At 62.1% G+C, this 15,469-nt stretch carries 11 protein-coding genes and 1 tRNA gene; 5 read left to right on the top strand and 7 right to left on the bottom strand.

All coding sequences use genetic code 11. The features are described 5' to 3' along the window. The 5 genes from DW645_RS10110 to pknB form a co-directional block, all read left to right on the top strand. Positions 1–548, top strand: a 548-nt coding sequence (locus tag DW645_RS10110) for an FHA domain-containing protein (RefSeq protein ID WP_233540734.1), incomplete at its 5' end; no start/stop codon positions are given. Positions 549–554: 6 nt separating this feature from the next. Continuing rightward, positions 555–971 carry an FHA domain-containing protein gene (locus DW645_RS07015; protein WP_006235180.1) on the top strand — a complete coding sequence of 139 codons (417 nt, stop codon included), beginning with the start codon at positions 555–557 and terminating at the stop codon, positions 969–971. Then, positions 968–2,767 (top strand): Stp1/IreP family PP2C-type Ser/Thr phosphatase, encoded by a 1,800-nt coding sequence (locus DW645_RS07020; RefSeq protein WP_118227034.1) that lies wholly within the window; start codon positions 968–970, stop codon positions 2,765–2,767. The genes DW645_RS07015 and DW645_RS07020 overlap by 4 nt, the downstream gene beginning before the upstream one ends. Before the next feature lie 16 nt (positions 2,768–2,783). Next, positions 2,784–5,654 (top strand): FtsW/RodA/SpoVE family cell cycle protein, encoded by a 2,871-nt coding sequence (locus tag DW645_RS07025; protein WP_117855102.1) that lies wholly within the window; start codon positions 2,784–2,786, stop codon positions 5,652–5,654. Between the two features lie 132 nt (positions 5,655–5,786). Next, positions 5,787–7,748 carry a Stk1 family PASTA domain-containing Ser/Thr kinase gene (gene pknB, locus DW645_RS07030; RefSeq protein WP_117759854.1) on the top strand — a complete coding sequence of 654 codons (1,962 nt, stop codon included), beginning with the start codon at positions 5,787–5,789 and terminating at the stop codon, positions 7,746–7,748. Between the two features lie 152 nt (positions 7,749–7,900). Here pknB and DW645_RS07035 read toward each other — a convergent pair. The 7 genes from DW645_RS07035 to DW645_RS07065 all read right to left on the bottom strand — a co-directional run bounded on the left by DW645_RS07035 (position 7,901) and on the right by DW645_RS07065 (position 15,335). Next, positions 7,901–7,976 (bottom strand) — tRNA-Arg (locus DW645_RS07035). 305 nt (positions 7,977–8,281) lie between these two features. Continuing rightward, positions 8,282–8,680: a DUF956 family protein gene (locus DW645_RS07040; protein ID WP_117716162.1), complete on the bottom strand. Its 399-nt coding sequence runs from the start codon at positions 8,678–8,680 to the stop codon at positions 8,282–8,284. A gap of 120 nt (positions 8,681–8,800) precedes the next feature. Further along, positions 8,801–9,721 carry a PTS system mannose/fructose/sorbose family transporter subunit IID gene (locus DW645_RS07045; protein WP_117564942.1) on the bottom strand — a complete coding sequence of 307 codons (921 nt, stop codon included), beginning with the start codon at positions 9,719–9,721 and terminating at the stop codon, positions 8,801–8,803. 16 nt (positions 9,722–9,737) lie between these two features. After that, complete coding sequence (locus DW645_RS07050; RefSeq protein ID WP_089573274.1) at positions 9,738–10,556, bottom strand: PTS mannose/fructose/sorbose transporter subunit IIC; 819 nt, start codon at positions 10,554–10,556, stop codon at positions 9,738–9,740. 18 nt (positions 10,557–10,574) lie between these two features. Next, positions 10,575–11,564, bottom strand: a complete 990-nt coding sequence (locus DW645_RS07055) for a PTS sugar transporter subunit IIB (protein WP_089573275.1) — start codon at positions 11,562–11,564, stop codon at positions 10,575–10,577. Positions 11,565–11,938: 374 nt separating this feature from the next. After that, entirely contained in the window at positions 11,939–12,367 is a 429-nt protein-coding gene (locus tag DW645_RS07060) for a hydrogenase maturation nickel metallochaperone HypA (RefSeq protein ID WP_117583629.1), read from the bottom strand. A gap of 190 nt (positions 12,368–12,557) precedes the next feature. After that, entirely contained in the window at positions 12,558–15,335 is a 2,778-nt protein-coding gene (locus DW645_RS07065) for an FAD-dependent oxidoreductase (protein ID WP_199576453.1), read from the bottom strand. Positions 15,336–15,469 lie beyond the last annotated feature (134 nt).

Genomic DNA, 15,469 nt, shown 5'->3' on the forward strand with positions numbered 1-15,469 from the left:
TTGCTGCCCCGCAGCAGCAGCGCCCCGCCGCCATGCCCCAGCAGCAGCCGACGCCTCGCGCCGCCGCTCCCGACCCGCTTGCCGTGGCAGACCCCTTCGCGCCTAGCGTCCCCGACCCCGCCGCAGCACCCATCCCGGTGCCGCAGACCGTCTCGCGCGACGCGCTTGCCGGCATGGGCGGAGCCGCCGCGACCGGTGCCGCCGTGGGCCTAGGCGCCGCAGCCGGCATCGCCTCCAACATGGCGAGCACTCGCGCCCCGCAGCGCCCGCTCGCCCAGCTCGTCGACGTCGTGAGCGGCGAGAGCCATAGCATCACCTCCGCACAGGTGACTATCGGTCGCGAGCGCTCGGTTTCCGATATTGCCCTGCGCGACCCCAACGTGTCGCGCCGCCACGCCCAGCTCACCTTTACGGGCTCGGATTGGTCGATCGAGGACCTCAATTCCACCAACGGCACGCTCGTCAACAACCGCCGCATTACGCGCTGCCCGCTGCGCAACGGCGATCTGCTGACGTTTGGCCTGAGCACCTTTGAATTTAGGGGATAGTCGCTTATGAACATCGATATCGTCCTTTTTGCAGGCCGCATCGTCCTGGTCGCCCTGCTCTATATCTTCCTGTTCGCCGTCATGAAGACCGGCGTGGGACTTGTGCGCGGACAGCGCCGCGACTCGGCTATCTGGACGATCGATGTGGACAAGGGCCCGCGCGGCATCCGTGGCATCCACGTAGACATGCTCGGCCCCGTCATCGTCGGTCGCTCGCCATCTTCGGACATCTGCATCAACGAACCGTTCGTCTCGGCCTCGCATGCGCGCTTTTCGCTGCAGGGCCCGGCGCTCATCATCGAGGACCTCAACTCGCTTAACGGCACGCTCGTCAACGGCCGCCAGCTCGTGGAGCCCGCGACGCTGCGCGAGGGCGACGAAGTCCAGATTGGCGATGTGGTCATGAAGGTGAACCGTCGATGATCGACGAGGAGAACAAGTCCGCAACTATGACCGAGGCACCGGCCGCCGCCACAGCTGCGCCGGCCCACGCCGCTCCGGCGGGCTCCGCACCCGTGGAGCCCGAGGACACCGTGTTCTCCCTGCCTCTTTCGCATGTAACGCATGATATTTCGGATCTCGCCGATAACGAGGACGAAGAGGATGCCGTAGCGGCGCCCATCGGCGCACATGCTGCGGAACAGCCCACAGCGCCCGAAGCAGCCCCGGCGCCGGCTCACTTTGCAGAGCCCGTCGCCGCGGCAATTAACGAGAGCGCTGCGGTGTTTGCGGCACCCGAGCCCGCCGCGCCGGCGTTTCCCATAGCCCCGGCATCCGAGGTTGCGCCCGCGTCTACGCCGGCGCCCGAGCCTATAGACGTCAGCCCGCAAGACGACGAGTCGACCGCCCGCGTGTCCGAGGAGCCCGACTCCCCGGACACCGGCGATTCCGAATCAAACGCCGAGACCGACACCGTCTCTCCCGGTGACACAGCCGAAATCGACGTTGCCGCCGTTGAGGCCAAGCTCAAAGACCCCGGCTCGACCATGAGCTTTGAGCCCCTGACCGAGGAGCGCATCGAGACCGACTCGACCTATGATGCCGGCACCACCACGCAACTCATGTGGGGCGCCCGCTCCGACGTTGGCTGCGTACGCCCGCACAATGAGGATTCCTACCTGGTGCAGTCGCCGCTCTTTTGCGTATGCGACGGCATGGGTGGTCACGCTGCCGGCGAGGTGGCCTCTTCCATCGCCGTTGAGACTATTGCCAAGACGGCCCCGCAGTCCGCCGACGCAGCACGCCTGGCGGCAGCCGTCGAGGCAGCTAACGCCGCCGTAATCGAGGCGGCCCTGAACGGCCTAGGCAAGCCCGGCATGGGCTGCACAGCCACTTGCGCCTATATCGAAAACGACACGCTCGCCATCGCCCACGTGGGCGACTCTCGCGCCTACCTGCTCCACGAGGGCACGCTCATCCGCGTGACCCGCGACCACTCCTACGTGGAGGAGCTCGTGGACGCCGGCGAGATCACGGCAGACGAGGCTCGCGTCCACCCCAACCGTTCGGTCATCACCCGTGCGCTGGGCTCAGACCCCGCCATGTATGCCGACCACTTCACTCTGCATATCGAGGAAGGCGACCGCCTGATCCTGTGCTCTGACGGCCTTTCGAGCATGATTCCCGATAGCGATATCGAGAACATCGCCACGCAGTCCTCAACCGCGCAAATCTGCGTCGACAACCTAGTGGACGCGGCGCTTGCCGCCGGCGGCCACGACAACGTGACCGTAGTAGTCGTTGACCTGGTTGACGATGGCGTTATGCGCGAGGCGCAACGCGTGCGTCGCCGCAACATTACTATCGCCGCCATCCTGGCCCTCGTCTTTGTGCTGGCAGCTGGCATCTGGGCCTACACGGGTGTCACCGGCTCGTACTACCTGGGTACCCACCAGGGCAATGTCGCCGTCTGGCGCGGCCTGCCCGGCAAGCCGCTCGGACTCAAGCTTCACTGGCTCGAAAGCGAAACCAGTATTAAGCTGTCCGACCTGCCCGAAGACACGCAAAACCGCCTCAAGGCGGGCATTCCGCAAACAAGTGTCGACGATGCGCAGGACACGATATCCAAGTACCGCCACCAGATCGACGAGGAGCAGACCCGCCAGGTGATCGACGCGCAAACGATTCGCGACAACACCAATCAGGGATCGACCTCCGAATCAGATTCCGAGAAAACCGCCGAACAGTCCGCCGAGGCCGAAGCCTCCGAAAAGAACTAGAAAGGGAGTGCCGCTTATGAGTCGCCGCAACACCGAGCTGCTCTTGCTCATCGCCTCGGCGTTCCCCGTCATCCTACTGTATGCGATGTACGTCCTCACCGCGGGCGCTGCCATCTCCTTTGAGACGCTCGCCGTACCGATCGGCCTCTTTGCCGCCTTTGCCGCGGCCCACATTGCCGTGCGCATCTTGGCGCCCGGTGCCGACCCCGCTATCCTGCCCATTGTCTTTGTGCTTTCGGGCATCGGCATCACGTTCGTGACGCGTCTCGCCCCCGCTCTCGCCATCTCACAGCTCATCATCCTGTTTGTCTCGGTGGCGCTCATGGTGGGAACGCTCGCGTTGGTTAAGAACCTCGACGTAGTCATGCGCTACAAGTACACCTTTGGCATTATCGGCATCATTCTGCTGATGCTGCCTATCTTTATCGGCACCACGATCTCGGGCTCCAAGCTGTGGATTCGCATCGCGGGCTTTACCATCCAGCCCGGCGAGTTCGCCAAAGTCTTTATCGTGCTGTTCCTGGCCGGGTACCTGGCCGAGAACCGCGAGCTGCTCTCCATCTCCAACCGCAAGATCCTAGGCTTTAAGATCCCTCGCCTGCGACTGCTGCTGCCGCTGTTTGCCGTGTGGGGCGTGTGCCTACTCGTTGTCGTCTTCGAACGCGACCTGGGTTCGGCCGTGCTGTTCTACACCATCTTCTTGCTGATGCTCTACGTTGCCACGGGTCGATTCTCGTATGTCGTTATCGGCCTTGCGCTCTTGGCCGTCGGCGCCGTGGGCGCCTACAAGTTCCTGTCGCACGTTCAGGTGCGCTTCCAAGTTTGGGTCGATCCGTTTAAGGACGCCCAGGGCCAGGGCTACCAGATCGTCCAGTCGCTCTTCTCGCTTGCCGATGGCGGTCTGGTCGGTGTTGGCATCGGCAACGGCATGGCCAACAACATCCCTGTCGTCGAGTCCGACTTTATCTTCTCTGCCATCGGCGAGGAGATGGGCCTTTTGGGCGGCGGCGCCGTGCTCATCCTGTTTATGCTCTTTGCCGTGCGTGGCCTCACCACGGCTGCCCGCGCTAAATCCGACCTCGCCGCCTTTAGCGCCACGGGCCTTACGGCCGCCATCAGCTTCCAGGCCTTTTTGATCGTGGGCGGCGTTACCCGCCTGATCCCGCTGACCGGCGTCACCCTGCCCTTTATGAGCCAGGGCGGTTCCTCGCTGCTGGCGAGCTTTATCATCGTCGCGCTCCTGCTGCGCGCCGGTGACGAGGCGACCGGACGCGAGGCCGAGCTTACCGGCACCGGCACCATGGCTGCCATCACCGATGATCAGGTCGCATCTGCCGCCGCCCCGACGGGCACGCGCTTTGCCACCTCGTCTTCCTACGGCAGCGGCAGCCATTCCGTCGGCTCGCGCATGCGCCGTCGCCTGCTCGACACGCCTGAATCCGGTGTGCTCGGCCGCGTTGCGCTCGCCAACCGTCTAACCCGTGCGGTGCTCGCCTTTACGGCGCTGTTCGCCATCCTTATCGGCAACCTCACCTATGTCCAGGTCATCAAGGCCAAGGACTATCAGGATATGCCGACCAACAACCACACTATCGCCCGCTCCAAGTACATCCAGCGCGGTTCCATCATCACGTCCGACGGCGTGACGCTGGCCGAGTCGCTGCAGCAGGAGGACGGCACCTACGTACGCTCCTACCCCAACGGCAACCTGGCAGCGCACGTGGTTGGCTACGTGAGCCAGCAGTATGGCACCACCGCCATCGAGAGTGTCATGAACGACACGCTCACCGGTTCTAAGGACTACTCCAGCTGGAACAACGCCATCGCGTCGCTCGCGGGCCAGACCCAGCCGGGCAACACCGCCAAGCTCACCATCGACTCGCGCATCCAGACGGCGGCCGAGCAGGCACTCAAGGGCTTTAAGGGCGCTGTAGTGGTCATCGACCCGCGTACCGGCGCGGTGCTCGCATGTGCCAGCTCGCCCACCTACGACAACACCAACATCGACGCCCTACTGCAGACGGGCGGCGGCGAGGACGGCTCTATGTACAATCGCGCCATGGACGCGCTGTACACGCCGGGCTCCACGTTTAAGGTCGTTACGCTTTCCGCGGCACTCGAGACCGGCACCGCCAGCCTTACCAGCACCTACCAGGCGCCCGGCTCCATGGACATCGGCAACGCGCCGGTCACCAACTATGCCAACGAGAGCTACGGCACCATCAGCCTGCAGCAGGCCTTTGCCGTGTCCTCCAACGTCGTCTTTGGCCAGGTGGCAAACGAAGTTGGCGCAAACACGCTCGTGCAGTTTGCCAACGCCTTTGGCTACGGCCAAAAGCTCGGCCAGGACCTGACCTCCACAGCCTCCATCATGGCCGACCCGTCGCTCATGACCGAGTGGGAGACCGCCTGGGCCGGCGCCGGCCAGCCTGTCGGCATGGACCACACGCCCGGCCCGCAGACCACCGTCATGCAAAACGCCGTGATTGCCGCCGCCATCGCTAACAGTGGCGTGGTCATGGACCCGTACTTTGTAGCCCAGGTACTCGCCCCGGACGGAACTGTGGTCAAGACCACGCAGTCCCGCTCGCTGGGTCAGGCCGTCAGCTCCGCCACGGCCGACCAGGTCAAGCAGGCCATGCTCGCCGTCGTCCAGTCCGGTACCGGCACCGATGCCCAGGTCCCCGGCGTCAAGGTCGCCGGCAAGACCGGCTCGGCCGAGATCGGCGGCACCAACGTCAACTCGATGTTCGTTGGCTTTGCACCTTACGATTCACCCACGGTCGCCATCTCGGTGGCCTTGGAGGATTACGACAAACACGACGTCAAGGCGGCCAAGATTGCCGGCATCGTCCTGACCGCGGCGCTCGCCGCACAGGGAGCGTGATGCCCATGATCGAATCGGACACCCGAGGCGCGCCGCGGCCGAAGAGTTAGCGGCAACGCGCCACACGGCCCCAGCGGCCACATCGTAGGTACTACACACATCGTTGAGCGAATAGTTATGTTAGGAGCAGGAATGGAACAGAGGGTCCTCGGGGGAAGATACCTCCTCAAGGATAAGGTGGGGACAGGCGGCATGGCGACCGTCTACCGTGCACAGGACCAGGTCCTCGACCGCACGGTAGCCGTCAAGATCATGCTGCCGCAGTATGCTGGCGACGCAACCTTCGCCGCACGCTTTAAGCAGGAGGCCCAGGCAGCAGCCGGTCTCTCCTCCCCCTATATCGTGGGCGTCTACGATTGGGGCAAGGACGGCGACACCTATTACATCGTCATGGAGTACCTGCGCGGTACCGACCTTAAGAGCGGCATCAAGAGCCACGGCGCCCTCGACCCCAAGAAGGTCGCCCAGATCGGCTCGCAGATCAGCTCCGCGCTTTCGGTCGCTCACAAGCACGAGATCATCCACCGCGACATTAAGCCGCAGAACATCATGGTGCTGCCCGACGGCAACATCAAGGTGATGGACTTTGGCATCGCGCGCGCCAAGAACAGCCACCTCACGCAAGACAACAACGTGCTGGGAACCGCCCACTACGTCAGCCCCGAGCAGACCCGTGGTCAGGACCTCGGCCCCACCTCGGATATCTACTCGCTGGGCGTCGTGATGTATGAGTGCGCCACCGGCCGCGTTCCCTTTGACGGTGACGACGCTATCTCGGTCGCACTCAAGCAGGTCAACGAGCTGCCTATTCCGCCGAGCCAGATCAACTCCGGTGTCGACGCCGACCTTGAGCGCATCATCCTCAAGTGCATGGAGAAGGACCCGGCAAACCGCTTCCAGACCGCCGACGAGCTGCGTCAGGTGCTCAACAGCTACCTGTCGGGCCGTGCCGTCAACATCTCGGAGCCCACGCGCATCATCGGTGCCCCCGGTGAGCTGGGCGCCACCAAGACTCGCGAGCTTTCCGATCAGACGCGCGCCATGGTGCGTCCCGTCTCGGGCGTGAGCGGCCAGAATACCGCCCGTAGCTCGGTTTCGGGCTCCACCGGCTCCTACGAGGTCGAAAAGCCCAAATCCAACAAGAACAAGATCATCGCCGCCGTGGTGGCAGCCGTTGCCGTCATCGGTATCGTGGTGGCCTTTGCCACAGGACTCTTTGGCGGCGAGCAGGTCACCGTGCCCGATGTGCTAGGCAAGGACCAGCAGACTGCCGTCGAGCAGATCAAGGAAGCCGGCCTCGAGGTCGGCACCATCGACCAAAGCTACAACGACGATGTCGACGAGGGCAAGGTCGCCGAGCAGACGCCCAACGGCAACACCAAGAAGGCCAAGGGCACCAAGGTGAACCTGGTAATCTCCAAGGGCCCCAAGCCCTCCGAGAAGGTCGAGGTTCCCCGGCTGGTCGGCCTGACCAAGGACCAGGCAGAAGCCGCGCTGGCAAGCGTTGGCCTGAAGGGCAACGCCTCCGAGGAGGCCAACGAGGCCGATGAGGGCCAGGTCTTTGAGCAGGGCACCGAAGCCGGTAAGGAAGTCGAGAAGGGCACGACCATCTCGTACAAGGTCTCCAGCGGTCCTGACACCACCTCCGTCCCCGATCTGACCGACATGACCGAGGCCCAGGCGCGCAACGCCCTCGATATGGCAGGCTTTGGCGTCGACGTGAGCTACCAGGAGAACGATTCGGTTACCGAGGGCACCGTGATTAGCTGGAACCCCAGCGGCAAGCAGAAGCCTGGCGCCACGATTACCGTCGTCATTGCCAAGAAGTCCGGCAAGGCCAGCGTTCCGGGCAACCTGTACGGCAAGAGCATCTCCGCGGCCGTCACCGCGCTCAACAACGCCGGGTTCTACAACATCGCATTCTGCGATCAGAACGGCAACCCCGTGAGCGGCAATGAAAACGCCACCGTTACGGGCGTCTCCCCCACCGGCAAACAGTCCACCGACAGCACGATTACGCTGACGGTTGCACTTTCTGGCTCGGGTTCGGGTTCAGGCACGAGCACGGGCGACGATTCCGGTACGACCAACTAGTCGCAACCCAACCGCTCATTACGGCTCTCGCCGCAAACATATTCGCTCACAGGCGCCCGCTTGCTCCCCCAGCAAGCGGGCGCTTCGTTTTTGACATGGCATGAACCAGAAGAGCCCGGCACCGTGGCGGTGTACCGGGCTCGACAAATCTCTGGTGCCCCCGGGCGGATTCGAACCGTCGACACCCGCTTTAGGAGAGCGGTGCTCTATCCCCTGAGCTACGGAGGCATGCTGTACTAGTGTAGCAGATTTACGCCGCTGTAATGCAACGTATAGCCACTCTTCGAAGTTGCGGTGGAACAGCCCTCCGGAAAGTGCGTCCCACTATCCAGGCAAATTCTGGGTCAGACTTTCCCCATGAGACCTCGCTGGGAAACTGTGACCCAGAATTTCGGCTCGAAACGGGACACGGTTTCCCAAACGACCCCGTTCCGGAAACTACATCCCGGAATCGACGCTCGAACTGGGATGCACTTTCCCGATCGAGCCACATGGGAGACTGCGCCCCACTTTGAGGGGGCGCTCTTTAATGACTACTTGCCTTTGTGGAAAAGGTTTTTGATAACGGAGGGGATGCTCTTGGCGCCCTTGGCCGTCACATCGATAAAGTCGGGCGAACGAACGAGCTTGTCCTCGTCAATGTACTTACGCACCGCGCGAAGCGTTTCCTTGTCATTGCGCGTCGAAAACGTAAAGTGGCCATTCTCTTTGGTAAAGATGGCAAAACGCGTAATCTTCTTGGTGCCGCGCAAAACCTCGGCGGCAATATAGTCGACCTCGTCCCACGGGATTTGGATATAATCCTCGGGATTACGCTCGTTATAGTACTCAAACGCCTTATTGCCCACCATCACGTTACCGTGACTGGTAAGCCCCATCAGGCAGGTTGCCGGCGTTGCCAGATCGACCGTGCTGTTCTGAGATTGCGCCATACGCGCCTCGCCCTCCAATAAAAACAATCGGACCGCATCCAGTGTACCCACCGGGTGCGGTCCGTTTCAATGGCTCAAAAGCCCATGCCTAGCAACTCTCGGTCTTAAGCCGAAGCGTGCTTACATGAAGCCGCAGACGCGACCGATGATGCCGACGGCGAAGAGAGCCAGGATGATGACGATCGGGCTGACCTTCTTCTTGAGGAGCTTGCAGACCAGAAGGGTCAGGCACACGGCGGCAAGGCCGGGGATGAGCTGATCGAGGTTGGCCTGAAGCGTGGTGACCTTCACCGGGTCGAGTGCGTTGGCACCGACAGAGCTGTACATCGTCAATGCCTGCTTGATGCCCTCAGAACCGGCGGGCAGGTTGGCCCAGTCGATATAGGCGCCAGCGGACTGCGTGACCTTGGAGACGACCGGGGTGAAGGAGATGGACACCCAGCGCTCGACCAGGGCGCCGATGATGAACATACCCAGGATGGAAGCACCCTCGGTGACCTTGCCCATCAGACCGCCGGAGAGGTCCTTGGCGATGGAGGAGCCGACCTTGTAGCCAAACTCCTGCGTGTACCACAGGAAGGCGTAACGGATGATGTTCCACGCGAAGAAGAACAGCAGCGGACCGGCGATGCTGCCGGACAGGGCCAGGGAAGCGCCCAGTGCACCCAGAATCGGGCGAAGGGTGAACCAGAAGGCGGGGTCGCCGACGCCGGCGAGCGGGCCCATCATACCGACCTTGACGCCCTGAATGGCGACGTCGTCAATCGGAGCACCGTTGGCGCGCTCCTCCTCGAGGGCGAGGGTAACGCCAATGACGGGGGCGGAAACATAGGGGTGGGTGTTATAGAACTCCAGGTGGCGCTTAAGAGCGGCAATCTGGTCATCCTTGCTGGTGTAGAGCTTCTTGATCGCAGGGATCATTGCGAAGCACCAGCCGCCGTTCTGCATACGCTCGTAGTTCCACGAGCCCTGAAGGAACTGATGACGGAAGCAAACCTTCTTACGGTCAGCCTTGGTGAGCTGAATCTTGTTCTCTGCCATATGTATCACTCCCCTCCTACTCGTAATCGTTCAGAATGTCGCCGAGCGGGTCACCGGAGCCACCGCCCATGCCGCCACCCTGCTTGGCCAGATCCTTAAGGCCAAGGTAGATGAGGGCAAGGGAGATGCCGATGAGGCCAAGGGCGATCAGCGTGAGCTGAGGGATGGCAGCAAGGACAAAGCCGAGGATGAAGAACGGCCAGGTCTCCTTGGTGGCCATCATGTTGATGACCATGGCGTAACCGACGGAAGCGACCATGCCGCCGCCGACAGCCATGCCGCCGGACAGCCAATCGGGCATAGCGTTAAGCGCGTTGGTAACGGCCTCGGCCGGGATGATGCACAGAAGTACTGCCGGGATGGCGATACGAACACCCTGCATGAGGATGCCGGCGTACTGCCAACGCTCGATGCCGGCGAAGTCGCCCTTCTCGGCGCAGGCGTCCATGCCGTGAACCATAGCGGTAGCCAGGGTACGGCAGATCATGGTCAGGAACAGACCAGCTACCGACAGCGGGACGGCGACGGCGATGGCGGCGGTAACGGCCTTGGCCGAATCGGTGGCGCCGCCGTTGAGGGCGAGCACCATGATGATCGAAGAAGCGACCGAGGCCAGAGCGGCGTCAGGCGCGACGGCGGCGCCGACGTTAGCCCAGCCAAGGGCCATCATCTGGAGCGAACCGCCCAGGAGGATGCCCTCCTGAAGGTGACCGGTTACGAGACCGATAAGCGTGCATGCCACGAGCGGCTGATGGAACTGGAACTCATCCAGAATGCCTTCCATACCGGCAAGCAACGCGACAATCGCAACAAGCAGAATAGTGATTGCAGACATGTATCGGACCCTCCTTTACTATGCTTGAGCGGCCAGTTCGGCCTTAGCTTTCTTCAACATGGCGTCGAGATCCTCGGAGGAATCCGAAGGAACCTTGCGGACCTCGAACTTGACGCCCTTGGCCTTGAGAGCCTCGATGGTCTTGACATCGTCATCGCCCATAGCGACAGCGTTAGTGACGACGACCTTGCCCTTGGAGTGGGCCATGGAACCGATGTTGGCTTCCTTGATGTCGACGCCGGCCTCGATGGCCCTGAGCAGATCCTGCGGGTTCTCGAACAGCAGCATCGCCTTGGTGTCGCCAAAGCGCGTGTCCTTGACGACCTCGGCCATCTTCTTGATAGGCACGACGTTGGCGTGGACTCCCGGAGGGGCAGCCTGCTCGATCATGGTCTTGCGGAGCTCGTCGTGAGCAACGCCGTCGGAGACCACGATGATGCGGTTGGGGTTGATCTGCTTGGTCCACGTGGTGGCCACCTGACCATGCAGCAGGCGCGTGTCGATACGGACGTGGGCGATCTTGATGTGCCCGTCGCCGATCACCGTTCCCGGAGGAATGGCACCCGCAGGAGCAGCGGCGGCCGCAGCCGGCTTCTTCTCCTCGGGCTCCAGAGACTCGGGCTTGACGCGCACGCCGGCCTTAGCCTCAGTCACGAGATGTTTTGCGATCGCATGTGCAGTGTTCTTTGCGTCAAAGCGCTGCGAATATGCCTCGATGAGCATAGGCAGGTTGACACCGGTGACGATAGCCCAGGAATCGTGGCCCTCGATGAGCCCGCTGATCTGGTTGAACGGCGTGCCGCCCCACAGATCAACGAGGAAGAGCACCTGCTCCTGGTCCTCGAAGGAAGCGATTGCCTCCTCGACCTTGGCACGGAAGTCGTCGGGGCCCATGCTCGGCTCGAGCGAGACCACGGCAACAGACGGCTGATCGCCAAAGACCATCGAGCCCGTCTGCTTGATTCCAGCCGCCAAGTCACCATGGCTAGCAAGAACAATACTTACCATCACATAACCTCCTTTTTGTCTACGTAATTCCTACACGACAGTTATGGAGTATAGCTGCAAATACAGCAGAATTGTTTGAAAAACTGTAAAAGGTAGCATTATTTGTTTAAACGTCTTGTTTTGTTACAAGCTGATTACATTCCAGTATTTTGGCTGATTTGCTGCTGAGAATTGATAGCTGATCTATTTACATGACCGAATTGAGCACGCTGTTCATTATTGCCGGTTTTAAACAGACACAAATGTGCTCGGGTTGAGGCTATTTCGTTTAAACAGATGGTGCTTGACTAATGGTAAGGAATATGCTCTAGGAAAGTAGTCGTTGGGGACGTTCTTTAATGACTAGTCGTTTAAGAACGTCCCCAACGACTAAGTTAGGCGATGTGGAGGGGGTTGGCGGCGTCGACGGCATCGGGGGCATCGGATAGGCCGTCGGGGGCAGCGTCTGTCGGGTCCTCGTCGGGGGTCTCGATCTGCTTGATCATGACCTCCTGGCCCTGCAGCAGATAGGTCTCGCCGCTACCGCAATGGGGGCAGGTCTTGCCGTGCTCGACCGTCGCGTAGTCGCAGCCGCACGCCTCGCAATGCGTCACGGCCTCGACAGGCTCCACAATAAGCTCCGCGCCCTGCGTGATAGGCTTTTTATCTGCCGCCCAGCGCCAAGCATCAAGCAGCAGATCGGGAACGACGCCCGAGACCTCGCCCAGGAGCAGCGTCACGCTCGAAACGCGACTCACGCCATTGGCGCGCGCCACATTCTCGACATCGCGAATGATGTGATAGACGATTCCTAATTCATGCACTTTTTCTTCCGCCGTTCTAACGAACGGCGGTCGACTTGACGCTGCGCGAGCCCCAGACGGACGATCTGCCTTTCAATCGTCGGGCATGGGCAAAAGCCCTATGCCCTCCTCTTTCAAGGCACCTCGCCACGCCTGGGACTCGCTCACTGTCCAACCGTTCTCTACGCCGTTCTCTTGTTTGTTGCGTTTTTTATTTCTTCCCAAATTTGATTTTGATCGCACGCTTCAAAGCGTACTTACCCAGGCTTGGGAGCTTTTGCTCGTATTTGACCATCGTGGAGCACTCGGGGCGATCGCGATCCAGGTGGATGGCATCGAACGCGCACTTGGTGGTGCACAAGCCGCAGCCGATGCACTTGTTGGGGTCGACGATCGAGGCACCGCAGCCCAGGCAGCGGGCGGTCTCGGCGCGCACCTGCTCCTCGGTAAAGGTCTCGACGTACTCGCTAAAGGGTGCAGCCTTCTCGCGCTCGCGGTCGACATGCGCCACCTCGCGGCTCGCGTTGTCGTAGCTCTCGATCACGACATCGTCGCGGTCGAGCGCGGTGTAGTGGCGCTGGTTGCGGCCGATGGTGAGCGTGGATCCCGGCTGCACAAAGCGATGGATGGACACGGCGGCCTCGTGACCGGCGGCGATGGCGTCGATGGCAAAGCTCGGACCGGTGTAGACGTCGCCGCCCACAAAGATGTCGGGCTCAGCGGTCTGATAGGTCTGGGGGTCGGCAAGAGCACCCTGGCCGCGGCCGAGCTCCACCTTGGAGCCAGCCAGCAGGTCGCCCCACACAATGGACTGGCCAATCGACATGACCACGCGGTCGGCATCGACGCGGCGCAGATCGTTCTCGTCGTACTCGGGCGCAAACCGGCCCTCGTCGTCAAAGACACGCGTGCAGCGCTTGAAGGTGATACCGCACACACGACCGGCCTCGTCCAGGTGAACCTCCTTGGGGCCCCAGCCGCAGCTGATGTGAGCGCCGTCCTCAACGGCCTCGCGACGCTCCTCCTCGCTGGCGGGCATCTGGGCCTCGCTCTCCAGGCAGAACATCTCAACGTGCTCGGAACCCAGACGGCAGGCGTTGCGCGCGACGTCGATGGCCACGTTGCCGCCGCCCACCACGATGGTGCGGCCGGGCAGCGCGTCGATCTTGCCACTGTTGACCTCGCGCAAAAAGTCGACGGCCACGGTCACGTCCTCGGCATCCTCGCCCGGAATACCGGCGAAGCGGCCGCCCTGGCAGCCGATGGCAACATAAAAGGCCTTAAAACCCTGCTCGCGCAGCTCGTCGAGCGTCACGTCGCGACCGACCTCCACGCCATAGCGGAACTCGGCGCCCATCAGGCGAATGACCTCGACCTCGGCCTCGATAACATCCTTCTGCAGCTTAAAGCTGGGAATGCCGTAGGTGAGCATACCGCCCGGGCGCTCGTTTTTCTCGAACACGACGGGCTTGTAGCCCTTCTCGGCCAGATAGAAGGCGCAGGACAGACCGGCCGGGCCGGCACCGATAATGGCGATCTTCTGATCGAAGCCGCCAGCGCGCGTCGGCGTCACCACGGGCGGGACATAGCGGGTCGCGGCATCCAGATCGCGCTGGGCGATGAACTTCTTGACCTCGTCGATAGCCACGGCGGCATCCACGCGACCACGGGTGCAGGCGTCCTCGCAGCGGCGGTTGCACACGCGGCCGCAGATAGCGGGCAGCGGGTTCTCGCGCTTGATGAGCGCCAGCGCCTCGTCATAGCGGCCCTGCGCCGCGAGCTTTAAGTAGCCCTGAACGGCAACGTGCGCGGGGCAAGCCGTCTTGCAGGGCGCGGTGCCGGACTCGTGCGTCTCGATACGGTTATCGTTGCGGTAGTTGGGCGACCACTTGGTGTGGTCCCACTTGGTGGCATCGGGCAGCTCCTGGCGCGGATACTCGGGCACCTGTCCGCCGGCCTTTTTGCTGCAGAGCTTCTGGCCGAGCTTGGCGGCGCCGGCCGGGCACACCTCAACGCAGCGACCGCAGGCCACACACTTGTCCTTCTCGACCTTAGCGACATAGGCCGAGCGCGAAAGATTGGGCGTGTTGAACAGCTGCGAGGTGCGCAGGGCGTAGCACACGTTGACGTTGCAGTTGCAGATGGCGAAGATCTTGTTCTCGCCGTCAATGTTGGTGATCTGGTGCACAAAGCCGTTGTCCTCGGCCTGGCGCAGGATGTCGTAGACCTCGTCGCGGGTCACGTAATGACCACGATCGGTCTCGACCACGTAGTCGGCCATATCGCCCACGGCGATGCACCAATCGGCCGGGTCGTCGGCGCAGCCCTCTCCCATCACGCGACGGCTCGCGCGGCAGCTGCAGGTGCTAGCGGCATATTTGCCATCGTATTTGTCGAGCCAATGCTCGATATGCTCAATAGGCACCGAGGTGCTCGCGGCATCGATGGCCTTCTCGACCGGAATGACATGCATGCCGATGCCGGCACCTCCGGGCGGCACCATCGGCGTGGCCTTGGACAGCGGCCCCTTGGATGCCTGCTCAAAGAACTTGGCATAGACCGGATGCTCCTCGAGCTGGCTCACGCGCATGTTGAGGAACTCAGCAGAACCCGGCACCAGCATGGGCAGCACCCACTGCTTGGCTCGCTCGGGATTTTCCCAGTTGTACTCGAGCAGGCCCGTGTAGCTCATGTCGTCGAGCATCTTCTCGATCTGGGCCTCGGGCATGCCGGTGAGTTTGACCATCTCGGGCAGCGTGTAGGGACGGCGCATCTTCATCTTGCAGAGCACTTCGGCCTGCTCGTCAGTCGCGGCCTCGGCAAACGACCAGTACTCGTAGCCCAGCAGCTCGTCGCGATGCAGCAGGCGGTTGGTGCAGTGCTCGCACAGTTTGACGATGGCCTCGCGCGGATGCTCCGGCAGCGGCGGCACAAACTCCGCACCGATATCGGGCTCGGTGTAGCTAATCCCCGGTCCGTTGAGAATCATGGTCGTCCCTTCTCTTGCCACAGCCCGGCGAGACCGCGGCGCCCCTCTTTTTTTGCAGGCCGGGCATGCCCCCATGCCGTTCACCCGCCATTGTTGACATTGTGTCAAAAATAGTATTGACGAACCGTCAACAA

It is taken from the genome of Collinsella sp. AM23-17 (assembly GCF_003470945.1).
In the GTDB taxonomy this organism is placed as follows: Bacteria; Actinomycetota; Coriobacteriia; order Coriobacteriales; family Coriobacteriaceae; genus Collinsella; species Collinsella aerofaciens_O.

Bases quoted from the DNA above. Each gene is read 5' to 3' on its own strand.
- DW645_RS07015 (WP_006235180.1), top strand. From the start codon at position 555: ATGAACATCGATATCGTCCTTTTTGCAGGCCGCATCGTCCTGGTCGCC.
- pknB (WP_117759854.1), top strand. From the start codon at position 5,787: ATGGAACAGAGGGTCCTCGGGGGAAGATACCTCCTCAAGGATAAGGTG.
- DW645_RS07040 (WP_117716162.1), bottom strand. From the start codon at position 8,680: ATGGCGCAATCTCAGAACAGCACGGTCGATCTGGCAACGCCGGCAACC.
- DW645_RS07050 (WP_089573274.1), bottom strand. From the start codon at position 10,556: ATGTCTGCAATCACTATTCTGCTTGTTGCGATTGTCGCGTTGCTTGCC.
- DW645_RS07025 (WP_117855102.1), top strand. From the start codon at position 2,784: ATGAGTCGCCGCAACACCGAGCTGCTCTTGCTCATCGCCTCGGCGTTC.
- DW645_RS07020 (WP_118227034.1), top strand. From the start codon at position 968: ATGATCGACGAGGAGAACAAGTCCGCAACTATGACCGAGGCACCGGCC.
- DW645_RS07045 (WP_117564942.1), bottom strand. From the start codon at position 9,721: ATGGCAGAGAACAAGATTCAGCTCACCAAGGCTGACCGTAAGAAGGTT.
- DW645_RS07055 (WP_089573275.1), bottom strand. From the start codon at position 11,564: ATGGTAAGTATTGTTCTTGCTAGCCATGGTGACTTGGCGGCTGGAATC.
- DW645_RS07065 (WP_199576453.1), bottom strand. From the start codon at position 15,335: ATGATTCTCAACGGACCGGGGATTAGCTACACCGAGCCCGATATCGGT.